Annotated in this window: 17 protein-coding genes; 11 read left to right on the top strand and 6 right to left on the bottom strand. The window is 73.1% G+C overall.

Annotation, left to right across the window (positions count from 1 at the left end; all coding sequences use genetic code 11):
- Positions 1-52 precede the first annotated feature (52 nt).
- Positions 53-2563: a discoidin domain-containing protein gene (locus ACGFX4_RS14100; RefSeq protein ID WP_393073185.1), complete on the bottom strand. Its 2511-nt coding sequence runs from the start codon at positions 2561-2563 to the stop codon at positions 53-55.
- Between the two features lie 291 nt (positions 2564-2854).
- Positions 2855-4885, bottom strand: coding sequence for a CocE/NonD family hydrolase (locus ACGFX4_RS14095; protein WP_393073053.1), 2031 nt, complete (start codon positions 4883-4885; stop codon positions 2855-2857).
- Positions 4886-5074: 189 nt separating this feature from the next.
- On the opposite strand from ACGFX4_RS14095, the gene ACGFX4_RS14090 reads away from it, so the two are divergent.
- From ACGFX4_RS14090 to ACGFX4_RS14080, 3 genes are all read left to right on the top strand, one after another.
- Entirely contained in the window at positions 5075-6184 is a 1110-nt protein-coding gene (locus tag ACGFX4_RS14090; RefSeq protein ID WP_393073051.1) for a HoxN/HupN/NixA family nickel/cobalt transporter, read from the top strand.
- A gap of 201 nt (positions 6185-6385) precedes the next feature.
- Positions 6386-8842: an endonuclease/exonuclease/phosphatase family protein gene (locus ACGFX4_RS14085; RefSeq protein ID WP_393073049.1), complete on the top strand. Its 2457-nt coding sequence runs from the start codon at positions 6386-6388 to the stop codon at positions 8840-8842.
- 28 nt (positions 8843-8870) lie between these two features.
- On the top strand, positions 8871-9518 hold the full coding sequence (locus tag ACGFX4_RS14080) for an HAD family hydrolase (RefSeq protein ID WP_393073048.1): 648 nt from the start codon (positions 8871-8873) through the stop codon (positions 9516-9518).
- 57 nt (positions 9519-9575) lie between these two features.
- Here ACGFX4_RS14080 and ACGFX4_RS14075 read toward each other — a convergent pair whose 3' ends face one another.
- The gene (locus ACGFX4_RS14075) at positions 9576-10496 is read right to left on the bottom strand and encodes an SGNH/GDSL hydrolase family protein (protein ID WP_393073046.1); all 921 of its coding nucleotides are present in this window, start codon (positions 10494-10496) and stop codon (positions 9576-9578) included.
- 253 nt (positions 10497-10749) lie between these two features.
- On the opposite strand from ACGFX4_RS14075, the gene ACGFX4_RS14070 reads away from it, so the two are divergent.
- Complete coding sequence (locus ACGFX4_RS14070; protein ID WP_393073044.1) at positions 10750-12405, top strand: FAD-binding dehydrogenase; 1656 nt, start codon at positions 10750-10752, stop codon at positions 12403-12405.
- 18 nt (positions 12406-12423) lie between these two features.
- Here ACGFX4_RS14070 and ACGFX4_RS14065 read toward each other — a convergent pair whose 3' ends face one another.
- Positions 12424-12858 carry a CBS domain-containing protein gene (locus tag ACGFX4_RS14065; RefSeq protein ID WP_345696399.1) on the bottom strand — a complete coding sequence of 145 codons (435 nt, stop codon included), beginning with the start codon at positions 12856-12858 and terminating at the stop codon, positions 12424-12426.
- Positions 12859-13083: 225 nt separating this feature from the next.
- On the opposite strand from ACGFX4_RS14065, the gene ACGFX4_RS14060 reads away from it, so the two are divergent.
- Positions 13084-13491, top strand: coding sequence for a (2Fe-2S) ferredoxin domain-containing protein (locus ACGFX4_RS14060; protein ID WP_393073042.1), 408 nt, complete (start codon positions 13084-13086; stop codon positions 13489-13491).
- A 57-nt stretch (positions 13492-13548) separates the two neighbouring features.
- A complete protein-coding gene (locus ACGFX4_RS14055; protein ID WP_393073040.1) occupies positions 13549-14319 on the top strand; it encodes an aminotransferase class IV in 771 nt (256 codons plus the stop codon).
- A gap of 32 nt (positions 14320-14351) precedes the next feature.
- Here ACGFX4_RS14055 and ACGFX4_RS14050 read toward each other — a convergent pair whose 3' ends face one another.
- Positions 14352-14735 carry a hypothetical protein gene (locus ACGFX4_RS14050; RefSeq protein ID WP_393073038.1) on the bottom strand — a complete coding sequence of 128 codons (384 nt, stop codon included), beginning with the start codon at positions 14733-14735 and terminating at the stop codon, positions 14352-14354.
- Positions 14736-14819: 84 nt separating this feature from the next.
- Positions 14820-17639 carry a beta-glucosidase gene (locus ACGFX4_RS14045; RefSeq protein ID WP_393073036.1) on the bottom strand — a complete coding sequence of 940 codons (2820 nt, stop codon included), beginning with the start codon at positions 17637-17639 and terminating at the stop codon, positions 14820-14822.
- A gap of 274 nt (positions 17640-17913) precedes the next feature.
- On the opposite strand from ACGFX4_RS14045, the gene ACGFX4_RS14040 reads away from it, so the two are divergent.
- From ACGFX4_RS14040 to ACGFX4_RS14020, 5 genes are read left to right on the top strand one after another with little or no spacing between them, the layout of a single operon-like run.
- Positions 17914-19599 (top strand): extracellular solute-binding protein, encoded by a 1686-nt coding sequence (locus ACGFX4_RS14040; RefSeq protein WP_393073034.1) that lies wholly within the window; start codon positions 17914-17916, stop codon positions 19597-19599.
- Complete coding sequence (locus ACGFX4_RS14035; RefSeq protein ID WP_393073032.1) at positions 19599-20582, top strand: ABC transporter permease; 984 nt, start codon at positions 19599-19601, stop codon at positions 20580-20582. Before ACGFX4_RS14040 ends, ACGFX4_RS14035 begins: the two co-directional genes overlap by 1 nt.
- Positions 20579-21472, top strand: coding sequence for a carbohydrate ABC transporter permease (locus ACGFX4_RS14030; RefSeq protein WP_393073030.1), 894 nt, complete (start codon positions 20579-20581; stop codon positions 21470-21472). The genes ACGFX4_RS14035 and ACGFX4_RS14030 overlap by 4 nt, the downstream gene beginning before the upstream one ends.
- 31 nt (positions 21473-21503) lie before the next feature.
- Positions 21504-23456 (top strand): beta-galactosidase, encoded by a 1953-nt coding sequence (locus ACGFX4_RS14025; RefSeq protein WP_393073028.1) that lies wholly within the window; start codon positions 21504-21506, stop codon positions 23454-23456.
- Between the two features lie 60 nt (positions 23457-23516).
- Positions 23517-25835, top strand: a complete 2319-nt coding sequence (locus tag ACGFX4_RS14020) for a glycoside hydrolase N-terminal domain-containing protein (protein ID WP_393073026.1) — start codon at positions 23517-23519, stop codon at positions 25833-25835.
- The last annotated feature ends 18 nt before the right edge of the window (positions 25836-25853 follow it).

The raw sequence follows: 25853 nt of genomic DNA, 5'->3' as shown, positions 1-25853 counted from the left end.
GGGGCGGCCGAGGTGGCCGACCGCCCGGACGGGGCGCTCAGGTGGTGCTCCGTCAGGGGAAGGAGACCACGTTGGACGGGGTGGTCGAGGTCCCCGAGGTCGGAGCGCCGGTGTTGTTCACCACGTGGGCGAACTGGCCGTTGCCGCCGAGCGAGTTGACCAGGATGTCGTGCAGCTTCACGCCCGCCTTGACCGGGACCTCGAAGCCGTGGTCCATGATGATCGTCGGGTCGACGTTGAAGTAGCAGTAGCTGCCCAGGCCCCAGCCCTCGTGGGTGTTGACGGCGTCGTCGACCTTGTAGGCCGCGTAGCCGCGGGTGCTGCCGTTCTGGATCGCGGCCTGGTTGGGCGCGTCGTACGCCTTCTCGTTCTGGAAGAAGATCGTCCGGCCGCCGTTGCCCTTCCACCAGACGTCGTACTTGTTGAAGTGCTCGACGAACAGGCCGGTCGCCAGGACGTCGTTGCCGCCGACCACGAAGCCGTAGTCGGAGCGGTTGCTCTCCCAGCCGACACCCGCGCCGTGGTCCGCGCGCCAGATCCAGGTGTGGTCGACGACGGTGTTGTTGGCGTTGATCACCATGCCGTTGGTGGCCTTGCCGGCGGTCACGCCGCCGACCCGGACGAAGACGTCCTGGATGACGATCGGGTCGGCCGCGTGGCTCGCGCCCGGCCCGGCCTCGCCGACCTGCAGCAGGGCGGGGGAGTTGACGGTGCCGGCGTCCAGCAGCAGGCCGGAGACCTTGACACCGTCGACGTCGGCGACCTTGATCGCGGTCACGCCGTTGTCCGGGATGACGGTGGCCAGGCCGAGGCCGAGCACCACGGTGTCCGGGCGGGTGATGTTGATCGTCTGGTCGACGTGGTAGACGCCCGGGGTGAACAGCAGGTTGAGGCCCTGCGCCAGCGCCTGGTTGATGGTCGCGGCGGTGGCGCCCGGCTTGACCACGTAGAACTGGTTCAGCGGCAGCGAGGCGCCCTGCGGCGCGCCGTTGCCCCAGGAGACGCCGCGGGCGTTGGTGCGCTTGGCCGGCACGAAGACCTTGTAGTCGCTGCCGTCCAGGTAGAGGAACGGCTTCTCCTGCGAGATCGGGGTGGTGTCCAGCGTGGTGTACGGCGGGTCGGGGAAGCCCTGCGCGGGCGCGCCCTGGACGCCGGAGAAGGTCTGGTTCCAGACGCCGTTGGAGAAGCCGCCGATCGAGCTGTCGCGGGTGTACCACTGCTGCTGCGAGTAGTTGCCGACCTGGCCGTCGATCTTCGAGTCGGCGATGTAGCCGCCGGAGGCCCAGCCGTAGCTCGCCGGGGCGAGGTTGAGGCCGCCCTCGACGTGCATCCGGCGGAACGGCGCGGCCTGCGAGACGGCCCAGCGGTCGGTGCCGCTGACCGGCTTGAGGTGCAGGTTCTCGGCGGAGCGCCAGAAGTTCTGGGTGGCGTTGCCGTTGAACCAGCCGGCGTCGACGGTGACGTCGCCGTTGAAGGTGGTGTCGTCCGGGTTCAGGCCCAGGCCCGCGATCGAGGTGTAGAAGCCGATCTGGGCGTTGATGTTGCTGTAGGTGCCGGGCTTGAACAGCAGCGCGTAGCGCTCGGTGCCGAACTGGTTCGACTCCTGCTTGGTGAAGACCTCGTCGACCTTGGCCTGGATGTTCGGCGTGGACGGGTCGAAGACCAGCACGTTCGGGCCGAGGTCGCCGCCGCCCTGCACCGGCGGGACCGAGGTGCCCCCGGTGTGCACCGCGAACTCCCAGAGGGAGTAGCCGTATCCGGTGCCGCGCTGGGTGCCGTACATCCGGACGTAGCGGCCGGAGCCGTTGACGTTGAGGGTCTCGTTGCCGCCGGTGCCGGTGGTGGTCGAGTAGACGGTCGACCAGTTGGTGCCGTCGTTGGAGGTCTGGATCTGGTAGGCCTTGCCGTAGGCGGCCTCCCAGTTCAACTGGACCTGGCAGAGCTGCTGTTCGGTGCCGAGGTCGACCTGCAGCCACTGCGGGTCGGCGGCGGCGGAGGCCCAGCGGGTGCCGGTGTTGCCGTCGACCGCGTTGCCGGCGGCGGTGCCGCCGTTCTCGGTGCTGGACGAGGTCGCGGCCTTGCCCTGCGCCGCGTTGGCCGTCCCGCAGCCGGTGCCGCCGCCGGTCGTCGAGCCGAAGACCTGGAACTCCCAGAGGGAGTAGCCGTATCCGGTGCCGCGGGTGATGCCGTTCATCCGGACGTAGCGGCCGGAGCCGGTGACGTTCAGGGTCTCGGTGCCGCCGGCGCCGGTGGTGGTGGAGTAGACCGTGGTCCAGGTGGCGCCGTCGGCGGAGGTCTGGATCTGGTAGGCCTTGCCGTAGGCGGCCTCCCACTGCAGGACGACCTTGCTGATCGAGGCCGACGCGCCGAGGTCGACCTGCAGCCACTGCTGGTCGCTTGCGGCGCTCGACCAGCGGGTGCCGGTGTTGCCGTCGACCGCGGCGGCCGCCGGGGTGCCGCCGTTCTCGACCGAGGACGAAGTGACGGTCCTGCCCTGGGAGATCAGGGTGTCCGCGGCGTGGGCGGCGGAGCCGGGCAGGGCCAGGACGGTCCCGGCGAGCATGGCGAGTCCGACGACGCCGGCCGAACCGCTGCGCGAGCGTGCTGAGGTGAGCCTCACGGGCTACTCCTCCGGTGGGGGTGGGGTGGGAGTCTGGGTGGGGTGGGGCGCCCCGCCAACCGGAGTCTCCGGGAGCGCTCTCAAAGGTGTCAAGGTTCCGGCGAAGTTCCGGAACCAGCAGCTCACGGCTTTACTCGATGCTTGGATCAGATTGTGAACTAAGTGCCCAGCTCCCAGGCCCGGACCGCGCCGAAACCGCCGTGAAACGGCGTTGAAACGGAATCCGGCGCCGTCTCAGGACGCGGTACGCGGAATCCGCCGCTCCCACTCCCGTTCGAAGACCACGTCGGCGCCCTCCAGCGCCCGCAGACGGTCGCGGGTGGTGAAGTGGGTGGCGTCGCAGGAGATCTCGGACCGGGTCTGCACGGTGACGTCCCATCCGATGTCCGGCCGCTCCATCCGGATCGTCCGGTCCGAGCGGGTCCGCGCGCTCAGCGGGTCGTCGGACCGGATCCGGTACGCCTCCAGCGCGTGCTCCTCGTGCACCAGTCCGTCCGGATAGGCGTGCGAACCGCCCCGGTCGGGGGCGGCCTCCAGCCGCCACTCGCCCTGTGCGACATCGTGCACCACCAGGCGCTCGGGCCGGGCGGTGAGCGGCTCGGTGGACCGGACGCCGAGCGGCGCGGACTGCTCGGGCGCCTCGAAGGTGATCGGCGCACTGCCCGCGTCGGCCGCCAGGTGGCGGACCGGCAGGGTCAACACGCTGTGCCCGGGGTCGAGTTCGAATCCGGACGGGTCGGGCTGCGGCCACACCCAGGGCCAGTACGCGGAGGACAGCGCCAGCCGGATCCGGTGCCCGGCGGGGAAGTCGTGGGCGATGCCGACGAGTTCGAGCCCGACGTCCTCGACGGCGCCCGGCTCCCACTCGGCCACCAGGTCCCGCCCGGCCCGCGCGGCGAGGTTGAGCACCCCGCGGGTGACCAGGGTCGACGACCCGTCAGGGGCCACGTCGCACAGCCGGGCGACCAGCTGCCCGCGCCGGGCCTGGCTGCGCACCCGCAGGCTCAGCGACGCCCGGCCGAGGATCTCCACCGGCTCGGGCAGCGGCGCGGAGTCGAAGCAGACCGAGCGGCCGTCCTCCTCGCGCTGGTCGGGCGGCAGGTCGGCGGCGTTCCCGGACGGGACGAAGCGGCCGGCGTCGATGCCGGTGTGCTGCGGGGAGCGGACCGGCACGAAGCGGTCGCCGGACGGGGTGCCGGCGGTGCGCAGCGCGTCGTCCAGGCCGTAGCGGACCTCGCGCACGTCGGGCGAGGGCCAGCTCTCGTCGCCGACCCAGCGGCCCGGCCGGTTGGCGTAGCCGGTGGCGGGCGGGACGGACTCGTTCATCCAGGTGCGCAGGGCGGGCTCGGCCATGACGCCGGTGTCCTCGTCCTTCAGCCAGTGGTCCCACCAGCGCAGGGTCTCCTGGAGGAAGCCGATCGCCGGCCCGGGCGGCAGGCCCTGGTCGGGGTACTGGTGCGGCCAGGGGCCGATCAGCCCGCGGACGGGCGCCCGGAGGTGCTCGACCAGCCGCAGCACGGTGTCCCGGTGCGGGTCGGCCCAGCCGCCGACGGCGAGCACGGCGGCCCGGACGCCCGCGTGGTCCTCGCGGACGCTGCCGCGCCGCCAGTAGGCGTCCCGGGTCTGGTGGGCGAGCCAGGGGTGGATCTGGGGTTCGAGGGCCTCCAGACGCTCCAGCCACATCGACTTCCAGGCGTCGCCGACGTACCGCGGGTCCGGCGGGCGGGCGGTGAGGGCGAGCAGGGCGGCCGACCGGGCGTGCATGTCGACGGCGAGCAGGGAGCCGCCGATGTAGTGCCCGCCGTTGTCGTAGGGGTCGTCGCTGGAGCAGACGGTGACCACGGCCCGCAGGGCGGGCGGGGCGAGGGCGGCGAGCCGCAGGCTGCCGGAGCCGCCCCAGGAGGTCCCGAACATGCCGACCCGCCCGCCGCACCAGGGCCGGTCGGCCAGCCACTCGATCACCGCGACGCCGTCGGCGAGCTGCTGCCCGGAGTAGTGGTCGCCGGGCAGCCCGCCGGAGTTGCCGTGGCCGCGGGCGTCGACCCGGACGGAGGCGTAGCCGTGCCCGGCGTACCAGGGGTGCCGCTGGGCGTCGCGCGGCGCGGTCCGGTCGCCGAGCCGGTCCGGCAGGTACTCCAGCAGGGCGGGCACCGGGTGGTCGGTCACCGGTCGCCAGACCCGGGCGGCCAGCTCGGTGCCGTCCGGCAGCGGGATGCGCAGGTCCTCGCGGGTGACGGAGTGGGGGTACGCGTCGGGGTGCCGCATGGCCGTCTCCACTCCGCCGGGTGATCACTTGATTCCGACCATAAGGGATATGTACGGCCATTTCCCGGCTCGGCGTGCGCCCCGGCGCGCGCCTGGGGCTCTCAGTTGCGAATGACTTGCAATTGCCAGCCGATCGACGAAAGGATGTCCGGGCTCACCTCGGCCGTGCCACCCGGAAGGACACCCCAGATGCCAGCCCCCAGCCGTCTCCGTGACCGACTCACCCGCGAGGAGTGGATCCGTCTGGCCGGCATGGGTGGCTTCGTGCTCCTGCTGCACGTGGTCGGCTGGGTCACCCTGCTGGCGGTCATCGCGCCCAGGCACTACGACGTCGGCGGCCAGGTCTTCGGCGCGGGCATGGGCCTGACCGCGTACACCCTCGGCATGCGGCACGCCTTCGACGCCGACCACATCGCCGCGATCGACAACACCACCCGCAAGCTGATGGGCCAGGGCAAGCGGCCGCTGTCGGTCGGCTTCTGGTTCTCGCTCGGCCACTCCTCGATCGTCTTCGGGCTGTGCGCGCTGCTCGCCTTCGGCATCCGCTCGCTGGCCGGGCAGGTCGAGTCGGACGAGTCGACGCTGCACGCCGCGACCGGGCTGATCGGCGTCTCGGTCTCCGGTACCTTCCTGGTGCTGATCGGCCTGATCAACCTGGGCGCCTTCAACGGCATCCTCAAGGTGTTCCGCAAGATGCGCCAGGGCGAGTTCGACGAGGCCGAGCTGGAGCGCCAGCTCGACAAGCGGGGTTTCCTCAACCGGATCCTCGGCCGGGTCACCCGGGCGGTCACCAAGTCCTGGCACATGTACCCGGTCGGCCTGCTCTTCGGTCTCGGCTTCGACACCGCCACCGAGGTCTCGCTGCTGGTGCTGGCCGGCGGCGCGGCGGCCTTCTCGCTGCCCTGGTACGCGCTGCTGGTGCTGCCGATCCTGTTCGCCGCCGGCATGAGCCTGCTGGACACCATCGACGGCTCGTTCATGAACTTCGCCTACGAGTGGGCCTTCTCCAAGCCGATCCGCAAGATCTACTACAACCTGACCGTCACCGGCCTGTCCGTCGTGGTCGCCCTGGTGATCGGCGTGATCGAGCTGGTCGGCCTGCTCGCCGAGAAGCTGGACATCACCTCCGGCCCGGTCGGCTGGATCGCCGAGCTGGACCTCAACCTGGTCGGGTACGCGATCGTCGGCCTGTTCGTGGTCACCTGGGCCGGGGCGCTGGCGTTCTGGAAGTTCGGCAAGGTCGAGCAGAAGTGGTCGGCGGCGCTGCCCGCCGAGCGGAGCGTCGTCGAGGTGGACTGACGCTCCGTCACCGAGGCTGTCGAGCCGGGTCGCCCGCGGGCGGCCCGGCTCTTCTGTTCGGTGCCAAGAGTTAACGTCGGGCATCTTGTCGTGTCATCTTCTACGCGCGTATCTTCAGGCTCCGGATCTACGCGAGTAGTCCGCTGACCGACCCTCAGCCGACCCGGCCGCCCCCACGGCGTCCGGGCGTCCGGGCTGCCCATGAAGGAGTCCTGCACGGTGACCAAGTCCACCGCCCACCGCCCCCGTTCGCGCAGGAAGCTGCTGCGCGCGACCGTTCCCGCGGCCGTCGCGGCCTCCCTGGTCCTGGTGCCGCTGCCCGGCGCGGTCGCCGCCCCCTCCACCGGCGCGGTGATCGCCGAGGTGTACGGCGGCGGTGGCAACTCCGGCGCCACCCTGAAGAACGACTTCATCGAGCTGGGCAACCCGAGCGGCGCCGCCTTCGGCCTGACCGGCTACAGCGTCCAGTACCTGACCGGCACCCCGGGCGCCAACAGCCAGTGGGGCGTCACCCAGCTGACCGGCTCGATCGCCCCCGGCGGCCGCTACCTGGTCGCCGAGGCGGCCGGCGCCGGCGGCACCGTCGACCTGCCCGCCGCGGACGCCTCCGGCAACCTGGCGCTCTCCGGCACCAGCGGCACCGTCGCGCTGGTCTCCGGCACCGCCCCGCTCACCTGCAAGACCGCCGCGGACTGCGGCGCCGACCCGCGCGTGGTCGACCTGGTCGGCTTCGGCACCGCCGTGGTCCGCGAGGGCTCCCCGGTCACCGGCGCCTCCAACACCGCCTCGGTGGCCCGCGGTTCGTCGCTGGCCGACACCGACAACAACGCCGCCGACCTGAAGTCCGGCGCCCCGAGCCCGGTCAACGGCAAGGGCGAGGCCCCCGACCTCCCGGACGGCGGCTCCGGCTCCACCGGCCCGACCGAGCCCGGCACCGTCCGGATCCACGACATCCAGGGCGCCACCCGGCTCTCGTCGAAGACCGGCAAGACCATATCCGGCGTCCCCGGCATCGTCACCGGCGTGCGCGGCTACGGCTCCAAGGGCTTCTGGATGCAGGACCCGAACCCGGACGCCGACCCGGCCACCAGCGAGGGCGTGTTCGTCTACACCGGCAGCGCCACCCCGGCCGTCAAGGTCGGCGACGCGGTCCTGGTGACCGCCAAGGTCGCCGAGTACTACCCCAACTACAACGGCGGCAGCCAGTCGATCACCGAGCTGACCAGCCCGCAGGTCACCGTGGTCTCCTCGGGCAACGCGGTGCCCGCGCCGGTGCTGCTGGACGACTCGAGCATCCCCGCCGCGTACACCCAGGACGCGGCCGGCGGCTCGATCGAGAACCTGCCGCTGAAGCCCGCGGACTACGCGCTCGACCTGTACGAGTCGCTGGAGGGCATGAACGTCCAGGTCGTCCACGTCCGCGTGGTGCAGGCCACCGACAAGTACAACGAGCTGTGGGTGGACGCCCGCAACCAGGACCGGCCGACCCGCCGGGGCGGCGTCGTCTACCTCGGCTACGACCAGCCCAACCCGGGCCGCCTGATGGTCCAGTCGCTCGTCCCGGTCGCCGAGCAGCCGTTCCCGCAGCTCAACGTCGGCGACGAGCTGGAGGGCGTCACCGCCGGTCCGCTGGACTACAACCAGTTCGGCGGCTACACCGTCGCCGCCACCACCATCGGCAAGACCTGGGACAGCAAGCTCCAGCGCGAGGTCGCCGACCCCGCCAGGCCGAGCCAGCTCACCATCGCCACCTACAACGTGGAGAACCTCGACCCGAGCGACCCGGACGAGAAGTTCGCCCAGCTGGCCCAGGGCGTGGTCACCAACCTGCGCTCGCCCGACATCGTCACCCTGGAGGAGATCCAGGACAACAACGGCGCGGTCAACGACGGCACGGTGGACGCGAGCCAGACCGTCGCCAAGTTCCTCGCCGCGATCAAGGCGGCCGGCGGCCCGGCCTACGACTGGCGCTCCGTCGACCCGGAGAACGGCAAGGACGGCGGCGAGCCCGGCGGCAACATCCGCCAGGTCTTCCTGTTCAACCCCGACCGGGTCTCCTTCACCGACATCGCCGGCGGCGACTCCACCACCGCCGTGGACGTGACCGGCACCGGCAAGCGCACCTCGCTGACCGCCTCGCCCGGCCGGATCGACCCCGGCAACGAGGCCTGGAACAGCAGCCGCAAGCCGCTGGTCGGCCAGTTCAGCTTCCACAACAAGCCGGTCTTCGTGATCGCCAACCACTTCAACAGCAAGGGCGGCGACCAGGGCATCGACAGCCGCTTCCAGGCCCCGGGCCGCAGCTCCGAGGTGCAGCGCATCAAGCAGGCGACCGTCGAGCAGGCCTTCGTGGCCAAGCTGCTGGCCGCCGACAAGAACGCCCGGGTGGTCTCCCTCGGCGACTTCAACGACTACCAGTTCTCGCCCGCGCTGGACGCCCTCACCAAGGACGACGTGCTGCGCGACCTGGTGATCCAGCTGCCCGAGCGCGAGCGCTACTCCTACGTCTACCAGGGCAACTCCCAGGTCCTCGACCACATCCTGGTCAGCCCCACCCTCAAGTGGCACGACGTGGACTACGAAGTGGTGCACATCAACAGCGAGTTCGCCGTCCAGGCCAGCGACCACGACCCGCAGGTGGTCCGCATCAAGCCGTGACCCGGCCGGCTCCCCGTACGCTGTCCGGATGATCAGGCCGATAGAGCTCGTCGTCCTCGACTGCGACGGGGTGCTGGTGGACAGTGAACGGATCGCGCTCGGCGTCCAGGTCGCCCTGGGCGCCGAGTTCGGCTGGCCGCTGACCGAGCAGGACGTGGTGGAGCGCTTCATCGGGCGCTCCACCGCATCGATCGGGGAGCAGGTCGCGGAGCGGCTCGGCGCGGCCGCCGCGGCCGCGTGGGGGCGGCGGTTCGAGGAACTGCACCGGGAGCGGGTCGACGCCGGGCTCCGGCCCGTGGACGGCCTGCCCGAGGCGCTGGACGCCATCGCGCTGCCGACCTGCGTGGCCTCCAGCGGCTCGCACGAGAAGATGCGTCACACCCTGGGCCGGACCGGCCTGTACGACCGCTTCGAGGGCCGGATCTTCTCCTCGACCGAGGTCGCCCGCGGCAAGCCCGCCCCGGACCTCTTCCTGCACGCCGCCCGGCGGATGGGCGTCGACCCGGCCGCCTGCGCGGTGGTCGAGGACAGCGCGCCGGGTGTCGCGGCGGCCCGCGCGGCCGGCATGCGGGCCTTCGGGTACGCGGGCGGGCTCACCCCCGCCGAGCGGCTCGCCGGGCCGGGCACCGTGGTGTTCCACGACATGCGCGAGCTGCCGGGCCTGCTGGAGCCCTGAGACGCGTGGGCGCCCCGGCCCTGAGGGTGGGAGCCGGGGCGCCGGTTCGGGAGGCGGTCAGCGGCCGAGGGCCTTGAGGACCGCGCCGGCCATCGCCGCCTCGCCGGTGGCGTTGGGGTGGAACGGGACGGTCGGCGAGCCCGGCAGCGCGCCCTCCACCCAGCGGTCGTCCGAGCAGACGTCGTGGCCGCGGGTCGGGGTGAGGGTGTCCACGTAGGTGGCGCCGTTCGCCTTCGCGGTGGCGGCCAGCATGGTGTTCACCTTCCCGAGCACGCCCCGCAGGTAGGCCACGTCGCCGACGGTGACCGGCTGCCGGCCAAAGCAGTCCCGCTCGTTCTCCGGCAGTACCGAGGGGTAGCCGACCACCAGCACCCTGGCGTTCGGCGCCTTGGCGTGGATCTTCTGCAGCACGGAGGCGAGTTGCGGCGCCGCGCCGTCGACCCGCTTCGCCAGCGAGTCCTCGCCCCAGACCCACGCCCACTGGCTCCAGCTCCAGTGCCCGTCGGCGTAGTGGTCCTTGCACGGGGTGCCCAGCGGGTTGACCACGGCGCCCGCGATGCAGGTGGCGATCACGTCGGCGATGCCGAGGTCCGAGGTGCCCAGGTCGTTGCCGCCGATCCCGAGGGTGACCAGGGTGGTGTCCGCGGTGACCGCGTTCAGCTGCGGGTCGTTGACCCGGAACGGGCCGTCCCACTGCGCCTCGGTCATCGCCTTCACCTTCGCCGCGCCGCAGGTGACGTCGGTGTACGAGCCACCGATCCGGGCCGCCACCAGGTGGCCGTAATTGCGGTCGGAACGCAGGCACAGGCCCGCGTACTGACCCGGGACACCGGACCCGGCGGCGTACGAGTCGCCGAGCGCGACGTACTTTCCCCCCGCCGCGGCGGCGTGCGCGGGGGACGTGGCGCCGGACAGGGCGGCGGCCAGCAGGACGCCGCTGACCAGGACGGACGAGCGCTTCAGGGCAGGACGGAGCACGGTTCCTCCTGGGGGAGAGGACGGTGGGGGTGGGTGCCGTACCAATCGGTAAGTTACCGACGCGTCAAATCGCTGTCCAGATTTTCGACACGATTTCCCGAAAGCCCGTCAGCGGTATTAGGAATTCCGCTCCGGTGCGTAGCGGAGGCAATTCTGATACGCCGTGGAGCGGAATTCCGGGCGGGGGAGGTTGACCGCCCGGCCGGAAGGACGCAGGATCATGGCACCCCACCGCCCCGGAAGGACCCGCCGCATGGCATTCGACGCCGACGTGATCGTGATCGGAGCCGGCCTCGCGGGCCTGGCCGCCACCGCCGAACTCGCCGACGCCGGGCGGAAGGTGATCCTGCTCGACCAGGAGCCCGCGGTCTCGCTGGGCGGCCAGGCGCACTGGTCCTTCGGCGGCCTGTTCCTGGTCGACTCGCCGGAGCAGCGCCGGATGCGGATCCGCGACTCCCGCGAGCTCGCCTGGCAGGACTGGCTCGGCTCGGCCGGCTTCGACCGTCCCGAGGACGCCTGGCCGCGCCGCTGGGCGGAGGCGTACGTGGACTTCGCCGCGGGCGAGAAGCGCGCCTGGCTGCACGCCATGGGCGTGCGCTTCTTCCCGGTGGTCGGCTGGGCCGAGCGCGGCGGACTGCTGGCCAGCGGCCCCGGCAACTCGGTGCCGCGCTTCCACATCACCTGGGGCACCGGCCCCGGCCTGGTCGAGCCGTTCGCCCGCCGGGTCCGCGAGGCGGCCGCCCGCGGCCTGGTCGAGCTGCGCTTCCGCCACCGGGTGACCGGCCTGTCCGCCTCGGCGGGCGCGGTGGACACCGTCAGCGGCGAGGTCCTGGCGCCGAGTCGGGTCCAGCGCGGCGAGTCCAGCTCCCGCGAGGTGGAGGAGGGCTTCGAGCTGCGCGCCCAGGCCGTGGTGGTCGCCTCCGGCGGCATCGGCGGCAACCACGACAAGGTGCGCGCCGCCTGGCCGAAGCGGCTCGGCACCCCGCCGGCGCGGATGCTCTCCGGCGTGCCCGCGCACGTCGACGGGCTGATGCTGGACGTCGCCGAGGCGGCCGGCGGCCGGCTGATCAACGGCGACCGGATGTGGCACTACACCGAGGGCATCGAGAACTGGAACCCGATCTGGCCCGCCCACGGCATCCGGATCCTGCCCGGCCCGTCCTCGCTCTGGCTGGACGCCCGCGGCCGCCGGCTGCCCGTCCCGCTCTTCCCCGGCTTCGACACCCTCGGCACCCTCGAACACATCATGACCACCGGGCACGACCACACCTGGTTCGTGCTCACCCAGAAGATCATCGAGAAGGAGTTCGCGCTCTCCGGCTCCGAGCAGAACCCCGACCTCACCGGCAAGTCCGTCCGCGACGTGCTCGGCCGCGCCCTGCCCGGCGCCCCCGGCCCGGTCGAGGCGTTCAAGCGCAACGGTGTGGACTTCGTGGTCGCCGACACCCTCGGCGAGCTGGTCCGCGGCATGAACGCCAAGACCCCGGACACCCCGATCGACGAGGCCGACCTGCGCCGCGAGATCGAGGCCCGGGACCGCGAGATCGCCAACCCCTTCGCCAAGGACCTGCAGGTCACCGCCATCCACGGGGCCCGCCGCTACCTGGGCGACAAGCTGATCCGCACCGCCGCCCCGCACCGGCTGCTGGACCCCAAGGCCGGGCCGCTGATCGCGGTGCGGCTCAACATCCTCACCCGCAAGTCGCTCGGCGGCCTGGAGACCGACCTGTCCGGGCGGGTGCTCACCGCCGACGGCACGCCCCTGGAGGGCGTCTACGCGGCCGGCGAGGCGGCCGGCTTCGGCGGCGGAGGGGTGCACGGCTACCGCTCGCTGGAGGGCACCTTCCTGGGCGGCTGCCTGTTCTCGGGCCGGAACGCAGGACGGGCGGCGGCCGCAGCCACCGCCTGACCCGCGCCGTGCCCGGCGTTACTTGTCGATGTACATCGAGTCCATGAACTCGATCAGCTGGCGGTCGGTCACCCGCATGCCGTCGCGGTGGCCGGACGCCAGGTCCTTCTCGCTGATCATGCCGACCAGCATCTCGCCGTCGATCACCGGGATGCGGCGGATCTGGTGCTGCTCCATCTTCTTCAGCACGTCGTCCATGGAGTCGTCCGCGCGGACGCAGTGCAGGTGACCGGCCAGCTCCATCGCCTTCATCGTCATCGGGTCCTTGCCCTCGGCGATACATCGGGTGACGATGTCACGGTCGGTGATGATGCCCTTGAGCTTGCCGTCGCTGCCGCAGATCGGCATCGCGCCGACCCCCATGTCGCGCATCATCATCGAGGCGTCCATCAGGGTCTGGTCGGCACCGACGCACTGGGCACCGGCATGCATGATGTCACGGGCTGTGATCACGGATCTTCCTCTCCTCGTCCGCGCGCAAGCCGCGGAGGGTGGTGGTCCTGCCACCGTAGGACGAGGTCCCGCCGCCCGCGCGGGGAGTTGCTCCGGGGCCCGGCGGCCGGACGGCCCGGGCACTGCGGCAGAATCTGGTGACCGCCCGTGTCCGGCCACCGCCGGACCGCAGCCCTCGCGGTCCGCGGCCGACGACGGCGGCGGGCCACCACGGAAGGACACTTGATGGCCCGTCGAGCCGACCGGCAGCCCGCCGCCGCCCCCGCCGCACCGGTGACCGTGACCGTCTGCCGGGGCTGCTGCTGCGGCACGACGGCCAAGCACCCGGGGGTCGACCATGCGGGTCAGCTGGCCCGGCTGCGGGCCGGCGTCGGCACCGCCGGACAGGTCCGGGCGGTGGACTGCCTGGACGCCTGCGGGCACTCCAACGTGGTGGTGGTCAGCCCCTCCGCCGAGGGGCGCAGGGCGGGCGGCCGGCCGGTCTGGCTGGGCTGGGTGCTGGCCGAGGACATGATCGACGAGATCGGCGAGTGGGTCCGGGCCGGCGGCCCGGGCATCGTCCCGGCGCCGGGCGTGCTCGACCTGCAGGAGTTCCAGGTCTCCCGCCGGGTCCGCGACGGCCTCCCGGGCTGACCGCGCACCCCGCACCCGGCCGGTCCGGCCCGCCGGTCGGCTGCCATCCTTGAGGGCATGACCGAACTCGACGGGCGGCCGGTGGACCCGGCGGAGCTGCAGGTGCTGGCGCTCACCAACTACGGGCACTTCACCACCGTGCGGGTGGAGGACGGCCGGGTCCGGGGGCTGGCGCTGCACCTGGAGCGGCTGACCGCCGACTGCCGGGCGCTGTTCGGCACCGAGCCGGACCTGGACCGGGTGCGGGCGTACGTCCGGCGGGTGCTGCCCGGGGCGGGCACGGTCAACGTACGGGTCACCCTGTTCGACCCGGCGCTGGACCTCGGCACCATCGGCGGCCCGGCCCACCCGCGGGTGCTGGTCACCACCCGCCCCGCCGGCCCGCTCGCCGCGGGGCCGGTCCGGGTGCGCACCGTCCCGTACGTGCGCGACCTGCCGCAGGTGAAGGGTGTCGGGCTGTACGGCGCGCTGCGGCACCGGCGGGAGGCGCTGCTGGCCGGCTTCGACGACGTGCTGTTCACCGACCCGGCGGGCCGGCTGACCGAGGGCGGTACCTGGAACCTCGGGCTGGTCCGGGACGGCCGGGTGGTGTGGCCGCGCGGCGAGATCCTGGTCGGCACCACCATGCGGCTGCTGCAGCGGGCGGACGAGGGCTGGTCGGCGGAGGACGTCCGCTCGGCGGACGGCTTCGAGGCGGCGTTCGCCACCAACGCCGCGGTCGGCGTGCGGGTGGTGTCGGCGGTCGACGGGCGGCCGCTCGCCGGGGAGCACCCGGTGGTCGAGCGGCTGCGCGCCGCGTACCGGGAACTGCCCGGCGAGCCGGTCTGACGCCGGACCGGGTGCCGGAGGTCCGGATCCGGTCAGACGGTGAACCAGGCCTTGCCCTCGGGCGAGTTGACCGCCCGCAGGATGGCGATCGCGATCACGATGCCGAGCAGGCCGGGGACGGAGCCGCTGAACAGGGCGACGATCCCGTTCAGCACCGCCAGGCCCTCGATGGCCGTCACCGTGACGCGCACCCAGCGCAGCCGCCGGGGCACCAGGGCGGCGCAGATCGCCAGCACGAGGGCGAGGAACAGGGTGATGCCGCCGATCGCGCCGAGCACCCCGGAGTCGTCGTCGCCGTTGCTCAGGCCGAGCAGCAGCAGGCCGACCAGGCCGTTGGCGAGCACCTGGAAGACCAGGCCGCCGATCGCGAACTTGAGCTGGCGCGGCATCGGCCCGCCGTACTGATGAACCGTCATGTCCGTTGTCCCCCCGGAGCCGTCGAACTCTTCCCGTGTGGAGAGGATGAGCGGACGGCCCCGGGGTGTCAACGGTGCGTGTGATCAGCTCTCGAAGCCGAAGCCGGCCAGCCGGAGCGCGCCCCGGAGCGTGAGCCGGACGTCGTGCACGCCGGAGGCGGGTGCGGCGAGTTCGGCCGTCAGCCCGGTCCACTCCTGCGGGCCGCCGGTGGGCGGGACCGGGACGGTGGTGACCGTGCCGTCCAGCTCCACCTCGACGGCGGCGGAACCGGGCAGCGCGCGGGCGACGGTCAGCCGGATCCGGCCGGCCCGGCCGCCGAGGTCGCAGTCGTGGAACAGCAGCCGGGCGAGCCCGGCGCCCTCCACCGCCTCGCCGCCCTCCGCGCGGCTGCGCTCGACCAGCCGGGCTCCCGAGGCGTCGTCGAAGTCGCGGGCGAGCACGGTCGTCCCGTGCGCCGGTCGCGGCGCGGACTCCGCGGCCGGCAGCGCGAGTTCGGCGGTGGAGCGGAGGTCGCCGGCGCTGGCGCCGGCGGCCAGCAGCTGGCGGCCGCCGGGGGCGGCCCAGCGGTGGTGGGCGACGTCCCGGTGGCCGAGCGCCTCCAGCGGCACCGCGAACTCCACCTCGCGGGCCTCGCCCGGCGCCAGCTCCACGCGCCGGAAGGCGTGCAGGCGCAGCGGTGCGCTGTGCCGGGCCTCCAGTGCGCGGGCGTACAGCTGGACGGTCTCGGTGCCCGCGCGCCGCCCGGTGTTGGTGACGGTGAGCGCGGCGACCACCCGCCCGCCGTCGAGCGCGACCCGCAGCGGGCCGTACCCGAAGGCGGTGTAGCCGAGGCCGTGGCCGAAGGGGTACAGCGGCTCCTCGCCCAGGTACTGGTAGGTGAGGCGGCCGGAGATGATGTCGTAGTCCAGCAGGCCGGGCAGCGACTGCCCGGCGCGGTACCAGGTCTGCGGCAGGCGGCCGGTGGGCGCGGCGTCGCCGAGCAGGACGTCCGCCAGCGCGGCGCCGCCCTCCTGGCCGCCGTGCGCGGTCCACAGCACGGCCGGGACCTCGCGGGCCGCCCAGTCGACGGCGTACGGGTAGCCGGAGACCACCGCGAGGACGGTGCGCGGGTTGGCGGCGCGGGCGGTGCGCAGCAGCTCCTCCTGCTGCGGGGGGAGGGCGAGGTCGACCCGGTCCTCGGTCTCCCGGCCGTTCAGGTGCGGGTCGTTGCCGGCCACCACGACCACCGTGTCGGCCGCGGCGGCGATCCGGGCGGCCTCGGCGGCGCCGGCCGACACCAGGCGGCAGACGAACGGCTCGGCCTCCTCGTACGCGGTGGTGTACGTGGTGAGCGCGCCGGTGCCGGCCGCCACCGCGATCCAGCGGCCGCTGCCCAGGTGCTGGATCCGGGTGCGGCCGTCCTCGCCGCGCTCCAGTCGGAAGGCCTCCTGGACCACCCACGCGTCGGGGTGGTCGGCGGTGGCGGCGAGCAGCCCGTAGTCGTCCTTGGTGAGGTAGCGGCCGTCGTGCGCCTGCACGGTGGTGACGCCCCGGCCCCAGTCCTGGACGGCGAAGACCTCGCCCTCGCCGACCGCGGGCGCGGTGGCGGCCAGCAGGCCGTCGGGGCCCGCGCTCAGGTAGCCGCCGGTGGTGGTGGAGCGCAGCGCGATCCGGTCCAGGCCGTCGGTCCAGCTGACCCGTTCGGCGCCGAGGCGGGCGCGCAGCGCGTCCAGCAGGGTGGTGCGGTGGGTGAGCGAGCCGCTGTACCAGTCGCGCAGCACGTCGTCGCCGAGCGGGCCGACCACCGCCAGGGTGCCGGTGGGGGCGAGCGGCAGCAGCGCGTCCTCGTTGCGCAGCAGCACCACGGCCTGCCGGGCGCTCTCGCGGGCCAGCGCCCGGTGCTCGGGGCAGTCGACCACGGCCTGGCCGGTTCCGGCGTACGGGTCGAGCCCCGGGTCGAGCTCGCCGGTGCGGATCCGCAGGGTGAGCAGCCGGGCGACGGCCGCGTCGATGTCGGCCTCGTCGACCAGGCCGCGCTCCAGCGCCTCGGTGAACCGGGCGACGGTGACCTGCGGGTCGGCGCCGTGGTCGGTGAAGCTGTCCACCCCGGCGCGCAGCGCGGCGGCGTGGCCGGTGGCGTGGTCGGGGTAGTGGCGCTGCGCGGCGACCAGGTTGGAGGGGGCCTCGGCGTCGCTGCACACCAGCAGGTCGGCGCCGTGCTTCCAGCGGCGCAGCTCGTCCTTCAGGTAGCCGCTGACGTGGGCGGGCCGGCCGTTCACCACGTTGTACGAGGGCATCACGGCGGCGATCGCGCCGGACTCCACCGGGCCGCGGTAGCAGGGGAGTTCGTACTCGTGCAGGACGCGCTGGCGCAGGTCGGAGGAGCTGGTGGTGCGGTCGGTCTCGTTGTTGTAGCCGAGGAAGTGCTTCAGGGTGGGGGCGGTGCGCCAGTACACCGGGTGGTCGCCGCGCAGGCCCCGCGCGTACGCGGTGGCGAGTTCGGCGGTGAGCAGCGGGCACTCGGCGTAGCCCTCCTCGTTGCGGCCCCAGAGCGGGTGGCGCAGCGGATTCACCACCGGGGCCCAGACGTTGAGGCTGACCGGGGCCTCGCGGCCGGGTGCGGGCGGGCGCTCGTGGAAGGCCCGGACCTCGGTGGAGACGGCCTCGCCGACCGCGCGGACCAGCTCGGGGTTCCAGGTCGCGCCGAGGCCGACCGCCTGCGGGAAGGAGGTCGCCCCGCCGAGCCAGGACACCCCGTGCAGCGCCTCGGTGCCGGTCACGTGCGCGGCCAGGCCGAGCCGCGGGACGGCGGGCGCGTACTGGTGCAGCAGGGCGATCTTCTCGGCGGGTTCGAGCCGGGAGAGGAGGTCCTTCACCCGTTCGTCGACGGGCAGCCGCGGGTCGCGGAACGGGGCGTCTGACATGGCGGCGGTCCTCCGGTGGGCTGACGATCGAAGCGCTTCGAAGTTCGCAGCCCGCCGGGGTGGTGTCAAGGCGCGCACCTGGCCCGAAGCGGCCCGTACCGCCTGTGTCGCGGTCAAGTCCTGAACTGTGAAGCTCGTGCAAACCCTTGTGCGGCGGCTCCGGCTGGCCTAGCCTCGGCGCCACGTTGAAGCGCTTCGACAGTGCGCTCGACGGACCCGGTCCCGCACCACCCCAATCGCCGCCCCCGCGCCAGGACGAAGGGCTCCTCCCACCATGAACAGCGCTGACAGAGCCGCGCTCGCCGCCAACCCCTCCCGCCGACGGCTGCTCGCCGGTGCGGTCGCCGCGGTCGCGGCGGCCACCGGCGGCGGGCTGCTTTCCGCCTGCTCCTCGGGCAAGGGCGGCTCCACGGCCAAGGGCGGCGTCGCCGGCAACGACACCCTGGCGAGCGTCCTCCCCGCGTACGCCGCCTCCACCGTGGTCACGCCCGACATCCCGAGCGTCAACGGCTCCACCCCGGCGTTCCTGAAGTTCCCCGCCGAGCTGAAGGCATCTGTGGCCAACAAGCCGGGCAAGGGCGGCAGTTACACCTTCTTCACGCCGCTGTGGGGAGCGGACCCGGGCAGCGGCTCCAAGTACTTCACCGCGATGGACGACGCACTCGGCATCAAGGTCAAGTGGCAGCTCCAGGACGGCGTCACCTACCAGGACAAGCTCGGCGCGGTGCTGGCCGGCGACAACGTCCCGGACCTGTTCTGCATCCCGGGCTGGAACATCCTGGGCCAGATCCCCAACGCCATCGGCGCCAAGGCCGCCGACCTCGGCCCGTACCTCTCCGGCGAGAAGATCAAGAAGTACCCCAACCTGGCCGCGATCCCCACCGGCGCCTGGCAGATGTGCGTCTTCGGCGGCAAGCTGCGCGGCCTGCCGATGCCCAACCGTCCGCTCGGCGGCGTGGTGCCGTACTACCGGGCCGATCTGCTGGAGGCCAAGGGCATCACCCAACTGCCCAAGACCGCCGACGAGTTCCTCAAGCTGGCCAAGGACCTCACCAGTGCCGACGCCAAGGTCTGGGCCTGCGACGACATGTGGTGGACCGCCCAGGTGCTGTTCAACCTGGTGCCCGGCTCGATGCCCAACTACTGGAAGCAGGACGGCGGCAGGCTGGTCCACCGGATCGAGACGCCGGAGTACCTGGAGGCGCTCTCCTGGACCCAGAAGCTCTACGCCCAGGGCAGCGTCCACCCCGACGCGGTGGCCGGCAAGTCCAACGACGCCAAGACCCGCTTCACCTCCGGCCAGACGCTGTTCATGAACGACGGCGACGTGATGCGCGGCATGATGAACGAGCAGGCCAAGGCCAACCCGAAGTTCCGGATGAAGCCGATGGACTTCTTCGCCCACGACGGCGGCAGGCTGGAGCTGTACGTCGGCCAGCCGGCCGGCATCTTCAGCTTCCTGTCCGCCAAGCTCTCCGGCGCGCAGATCGAGGAGCTGCTCGGCGTCGCCGACTTCGCGGCCGCCCCGTTCGGCAGCAAGGAGTTCCTGCTGGAGAAGTTCGGCGTCGAGGGCACCCACTACACCAAGGACGCCTCCGGCACCCCGGTGCAGACCGAGCTCGGCACCAAGGAGGTCGTCTCCTCCTACGAGTTCGTCGCCTCCCCGGCCCCCGCCATCGCCTGGCCCGACCAGCCGCAGGCCGCCACCGACTTCGCCAACTGGATGGGCCGGATGATGGCCTTCGGCAAGAAGCCGATGTTCTACGGCATGCAGGTCCAGGAGCCGACCCGGCTCGCCTCGCTCTACACCCGGTTCAAGGACATCGAGAACGACGTGGTCCGCGGCCGCAAGAAGATCAGTGACATGCAGGACGAGGTCGCCAACTGGAAGAAGAACGGCGGCGACGAACTGCGCGCCTTCTACCAGGACATCCTCGACAAGAACGGCAGCGGGAGCTGATGAGCACCGTCCTCGGCAGCCGCCGGGCCGACCGGGGGGAGGCCGCCGCGCCGGCGGCGGCCGCCCCCCGGGGCATCACCCGGTGGCAGCGGTTCAAGCGCGACCGGGTCCTGGTCCTGATGACCCTGCCCGCGCTCGCGCTGCTGGTCGTCTTCAACTACGTCCCGCTGCTGGGCAACGTCGTCGCCTTCGAGGACTACGACGTCTACGGCGGCGGCATCACCGGCAGCGAGTTCGTCGGGTTCGACAACTTCGCCGCGGTCTTCAACGACGACCAGTTCTGGGCCGCCGTCACCAACACCCTCTCCATCACCGGCATCCAGCTGCTGCTGTTCTTCCCGGTGCCGATCGCGCTCGCCCTGCTGCTCAACAGCATCATGAGCGGCCGCGTCCGCACCGCGGTCCAGTCGATCCTGTACCTGCCGCACTTCTTCTCCTGGGTGCTGGTCATCACGGTCTTCCAGCAGATGCTCGGCGGGGCCGGCCTGATCGCCCAACTGCTGCGCCGGCACGGCGTCCAGGGCTTCGACCTGATGACCGACCCGGGCCTGTTCAAGTTCCTGATCACCGCCCAGGCGGTGTGGAAGGACGCCGGCTGGGGCGTGATCATCTTCCTGGCCGCGCTCAGCTCGGTCAGCCCCGAGCTGTACGAGGCCGCCGCCGCCGACGGCGCCGGCCGGTGGCGGCGGATCTGGCACGTCTCGCTGCCCGCCCTGCGCCCGGTGATCGCCCTGCTGCTGGTCCTGCGGGTCGGCGACTCGCTCACCGTCGGCTTCGAGCAGATCCTGCTGCAGCGCGACGCGGTCGGCGTCGGGGTCTCCGAGGTGCTCGACACCTACGTCTGGTTCCGCGGCATCCGCAGCGGCGACTTCTCCTATGCGGCCGCGGCGGGCCTGGTCAAGGGAGTCTTCAGCTTCCTGATGGTGGTCCTGGCCAACCGGGTGGCCCAACGCCTCGGTGAGGAAGGGGTCTACAGCAGATGAGCACGACGACCCGACCCGTGTGGGAGGAAGAGCCGAGTGCGGTCGGCAAGGGGTTCAAGGGGCTCGGCCTGGGGGCCATCTGCCTGCTGATCCTCGGGCCGCTGTGGGTGGTGGTGCTGACCAGCGTCTCCGACGCCCGGACGATCACCGAGGCCGGCGGGCTGGTGGTGGTGCCCGGCGGCCTGTCGGTCCGGGCGTACCAGGAGATCCTCACCGGCGGCGCGGTCACCCGCGCGGTGGTGGTGAGCCTCGGGCTGACCGGGGTCGGCACGGCGGTGTCGATGCTGGTGTCGGTGCTCGCCGCGTACGGGCTCTCCCGGCGCGGGACGTGGGGCCACCGGCCGATCCTGCTGGCCATGATGGTGACGATGTTCTTCGGCGCCGGGCTGATCCCGACCTACCTGCTGATCCAGAACCTCGGGCTGATGGACAGCTACTGGTCGCTGGTCCTGCCGAGCGCGGTGAACGTCTTCAACCTGCTGGTGCTGCGCGCCTTCTTCATGGGCGTCGCCCCGGAGCTGATCGACAGCGCGCGGATCGACGGCGCCGGCGAGTGGCGGATCCTTCTGCAGATCGTGCTGCCGCTCTCCCGGGCGGTGGTCGCCGTGGTCGCGCTGTTCTACGCGGTCGGGTACTGGAGCGCCTGGTTCAACGCCTCGCTGTACCTGAACGACCAGCACCGCTACCCGCTGCAGAACATCCTCAACTCCTTCGTGCTGCGCCAGCAGGCGCCGACCGGCATGTCGCAGGCCATCAACACCGGTGCGGTGCCCGCGCTCTCGGTGCAGATGGCGGTGATGGTGCTGGCCCTGGTGCCGGTGGTCTGCGTGTACCCGTTCGTCCAGAAGCACTTCCAGAAGGGCATGCTGATCGGCGCCGTCAAGGGCTGATCGCACCGCACCGTCCGAGGAGGACCCGCTGATGCCATCCCTTGCCGACGCCACCCGGGGCCGGATCCTGTTCGGCGGCGACTACAACCCCGAGCAGTGGCCCGAGGAGACCTGGGCGGAGGACGTCCGGCTGATGAAGGAGGCCGGCGTCACCACGGTGACGGTCGGCGTGTTCTCCTGGGCGCGGCTCGAACCCGCGCCGGGGATGCGCGAGTTCGGCTGGCTGCGGCGGCTGCTCGACCTGCTGCACGCGGGCGGCGTCGAGGTGTGCCTGGCCACCCCGACCGCCTCCCCGCCGGCGTGGCTGGGGCGGCTCCACCCCGGCACGCTGCCGGTCACGGCCGACGGGACCACCCTGTGGTGGGGCTCGCGGAACCAGTACTGCCCCTCGTCGGCCGCCTACCGGCGGTACGCGGGCGCGCTGGTGGCCGACCTGGCGGCGGAGTTCGCCGACCACCCGGCGGTGGTGATGTGGCACGTCAACAACGAGTACGGGCCGGTCTGCCACTGCGAGGAGACCGCCGAGCGCTTCCGCGGCTGGCTGCGCGACCGCCACCGGACCTTGGAGGGGCTCAACTCGGCCTGGGGGACGGCCTTCTGGAGTCAGGGCCACAGCTCCTGGGCGACCGTGATCCCGCCTCGCAGCGCGCCGTACCTCCCGAACCCGGCCGCGGTGCTCGACTTTCGGCGGTTCTGCTCGGACGTGCTGCTGGAGTGCTTCACCGCGGAGCGCGACCTGATCCGGCGCCACCGGCCGGACGTGCCGGTCACCACCAACTTCATGACCCTCTACCCGCACGTGGACTGCTGGTCCTTCGCCGCGGCCGAGGACTTCGTCTCGCTGGACAGCTACCCCGACCCGGCGGATCCGCGGGCCGCGGTGTACGCCTCGCTGGGCCAGGACGTGGCCCGGTCGGTCGGCGGCGGCAGGCCCTGGATGCTGATGGAGATGGCGGCGGGCGCCGTCAACTGGCGCCCGGTGAACCGGGCCAAGCCCGCCGAGCGGCTGCGGCTGGAGGCCCTGCAGTCGGTGGCGCGGGGCGCGGACGCGATCCACTTCTTCCAGTGGCGGGCCTCGCGCTCCGGGGCGGAGAAGTTCCACTCGGCGATGCTCCCGCACGCCGGCCCGGACACCCCGCAGCACCGCGCGGTCCGCGAGCTCGGACGGGAGCTCGGCCGGCTCGGCGAGGCGGTCGGCGGCGAGGTCGCGGCCGACGTCGCGGTGGTGCTGGACTGGCCGAACTGGTGGGCGCTGGAACAGCGCGGCCGGCCGAGCGAGCGGGTCGAGCTGCCCGGGCTGCTGCTCGCCTGGCACGGGGCGCTGTGGGACGAGCACCTGACCGTCGACTACGTCCGCCCGGACGCCGACCTCCGGCGCTACCGGATGGTGGCCGTGCCCAACCTCTACCTGGCCGACGACCCGGCCGTGGACAACCTGGTGGCGTACGCCGACGGCGGGGGCACGCTGGTCAGCGGCTTCCTGACCGGCGTCGCGGACGGGAACGACACCGTCCGCGAGGGCGGCACGGACGCCCGGCTGCGCGCGGTGCTGGGGGTGCACCCGCTGGAGTGGCGGCCGCTCGGCGAGGAGAGCGTGCCGCTCACCGGCCTGGACGGCGCCGCGACGCTGTGGAGCGAGGCGCTGCGGGTCGAGGAGGGGACGGAGGTCCTGGCCCGGCTGGCCGACGGCACCCCGGCGGTCACCCGCAGGGGGAGGGCCGTCTACCTGGCGACGCTGCCGGATCCGGCGCTGCTGCGGCGGCTGCTGGGCGGCGCCGCGGCAGCCGCGGGTGTCCGGCCGGAGGTCGAGGGCCTGCCGGACGGCGTCGAGGCGGTCCGGCGGGGCGGGCTGCTCTTCCTGCTCAACCACACCGGCGCGGCCGTCCGGATCGCGTCCGGCGCCGGGCGGCACGAGGTGCTGACCGGCCGGGAGCTGCCGCCGGACGCCGAGCTCGGCCCGTACGACGCGTGGGTGCTGCGGTAACGCGGGGGTTCCACCGGGTGCATCGCCCGGTGCGGTTCTACGATCGAGGACGGTCCTTCCATGTCCAGCCCGGCCCATGGCCTGTTCGACACCGCTCCCGCCGACGACTGGCGGGACGGCTACCTGTGCGGCAACGGCCGGCACGGCGCCGTGGTGCACGGGGACTCCGTCGTGGTGACGCACCACGACCTGGTGCTGCCCGATCCGCTGAGCGGCGTGGAACCGCCCCTGCTCGCGCCCCGGTTGGAGGCGATGCGGGACGCGCTGCTGGCCGGCGACCAGGAGCGCGCGGTGCGGCTGTTCGGCGGCGACTGGGAGCCGCGGTTCGTGCAGCGGTTCCATCCCGGCTTCGCGGTGCGGATCCGCCGGCCGGACGCGGCGCCGGCGGAGGGCTTCCGGCGCACCGTGGACTTCGCGACGGGCGTGGTGGCTGCGGAGTGGACGGACGCGGCGGGGCGATGGCGCTCGGAGTGCTTCGTCTCGCGGGCGGACGACGTCGTGGTGCAGCGGCTGGTGGCGCCCGAGGGGGCGGGCGTCAAGGCGGAGATCGGCGTGGACGGCCGGCTGCCCGGCGTGCCGGAGGAGCTGCGGGCCGCGGTCCGCTCGGTCTACCGGCCGGCGCAGGTGCCGGCGGCGGAGGGCGGCGGGGCCCGCGACGAGGCGCTGCTGCGGCTGCGGGCCCGCTACCCGGGGAGCGAGCTCGGCTACCGCGGGGCGGTCAGGATCCTCGCGCCGGGCGGTGCGGTGCGCTGCGACGGGCCGCGGGTGCACGTCCTGGGCGCGCCCGAGGTGCTGCTGCTGACCCGGGTGGCGCGCGGCCCGGTCGGCCCGGTGGACGGCGACCCGGCCCGGCTGGACACCGGCATGTACGAGCTGCCGCAGGGCCACGCCGAGCTGCTGGAGCGGCACCTGGCCGCGCACCGGCCCGCGTACCAGCGGGTCACCCTCGACCTGGGCGCGGACCCGGCCGAGCGGGCCCGTCCGGTGGCCGAGCTGCTGGCCCGGCAGGAGGCCGACCCGTCCGCGGTGCAGCCCGCGCTGCTGGAGGCGCTGTTCGCGGCCGGCCGCTACCACCTGCTGTCGGCCTCGGGCCACCGTCCGCCCCGGCTGTGCGGGCTGTGGACGGGGGACTGGGACACCGCCTGGGGCGGCGCGTTCACCACCAACGCCAACCTGAACCTGCAGCTGGCGTCCGCCGCGGTCGCCGACCTGCCGGAGGCGGTGCATGCGCTGGCCGCGCTGGTCGCCGACCAGCTGCCCGACTGGCGGACCAATGCCGCCCGCCTGTTCGGCACCCGGGGCGTCGTCGCGCCCGCGCACACCGACGGCGCCAACGGCCTGCAGTACCACTTCAACCACAGCTGGGCGCACCACCTCTGGACGGCGGGCGCCGACTGGCTGCTGCACCCGCTGCTGGAGCACGCCGAGACCACCGGCGAGGCGGTCGACTGGCTGGCGTCGGCGCTCGGCGAGGTGGCGGAGTTCTACCAGGACTTCCTGACCCGGACCGGCCCGGACGGCGCACCCGTCCTGGTGCCGTCCTACTCGCCGGAGAACCACCCGGTCGACCCGGCGACCGGCGCGCCCCTGCCCGGGGCCGCCTCGGTGAACGCCACCATGGACCTGGCCGCCGCCCGGCACGCGCTCGCCGCCGCCGCCCGCCGCACCGCCGACCCGGACGCGGCCGCCGCCTGGCGGACCCTCGCCGAGCGGCTGCCCGGCTACGCCGTGAACGCGGACGGCGCGCTCGCCGAATGGGCCTGGCCCGGCCACCGCGACGGCTACGACCACCGGCACGTCAGCCACCTCTACCCGGTCTGGCCGCTGCACGCGATCACCCCGGAGGACACCCCGGAGCTCGCCGACGCCGCCCGCCGGGCGCTGCGGCTGCGCGGCGACGAGAACCACTCCGGTCACGGACACCTGCACCGCGCGCTGGCCGCCGCCCGGCTCGACGAACCGGCGCTGCTGGCCCGGCCGCTGGCGCACCTGCTCGGCGACGGCTTCTGGTACCGCTCGCTGATGAGCAGCCACTACCCGGGCCGCGAGGCGTACAACGCGGACGTGGCGCACGCGCTGCCCGGGGTGCTGATCGAGGCGCTGGTGCGCTCCACCCCGGAGGAGGACGGGCGGCCCGCCCGGCTGGTGCTGCTGCCCGCGCCGGTCGCCGGGCTGGAGCGCGGGGTGCTGCGCGGCGTGCGCACCCGGTTCGGCGCCACCGTCGAGGAGCTGGCCTGGGACGGCGAGCGGGTCTCGGTGACCCTGCGGGCCCCGGCCGAGCGCCGCTTCGAACTGCGGGTGGTGCCGGGCGGGAAGCCCGCCGAGCCGGTCCGGCTGACCGCCGGCGCCGCCCGGACGCTGGTGTTTCCGCTGGTCTGAGGGCCCGTCGGGCTTTGC

Origin of the sequence: Kitasatospora sp. NPDC048365, assembly GCF_043200835.1 — a bacterium.
Taxonomy (GTDB): domain Bacteria; phylum Actinomycetota; class Actinomycetes; order Streptomycetales; family Streptomycetaceae; genus Kitasatospora; species Kitasatospora terrestris.
Note: the sequence above shows the minus strand (reverse complement) of the source record. Positions and strands in the feature narration are given on the sequence as shown.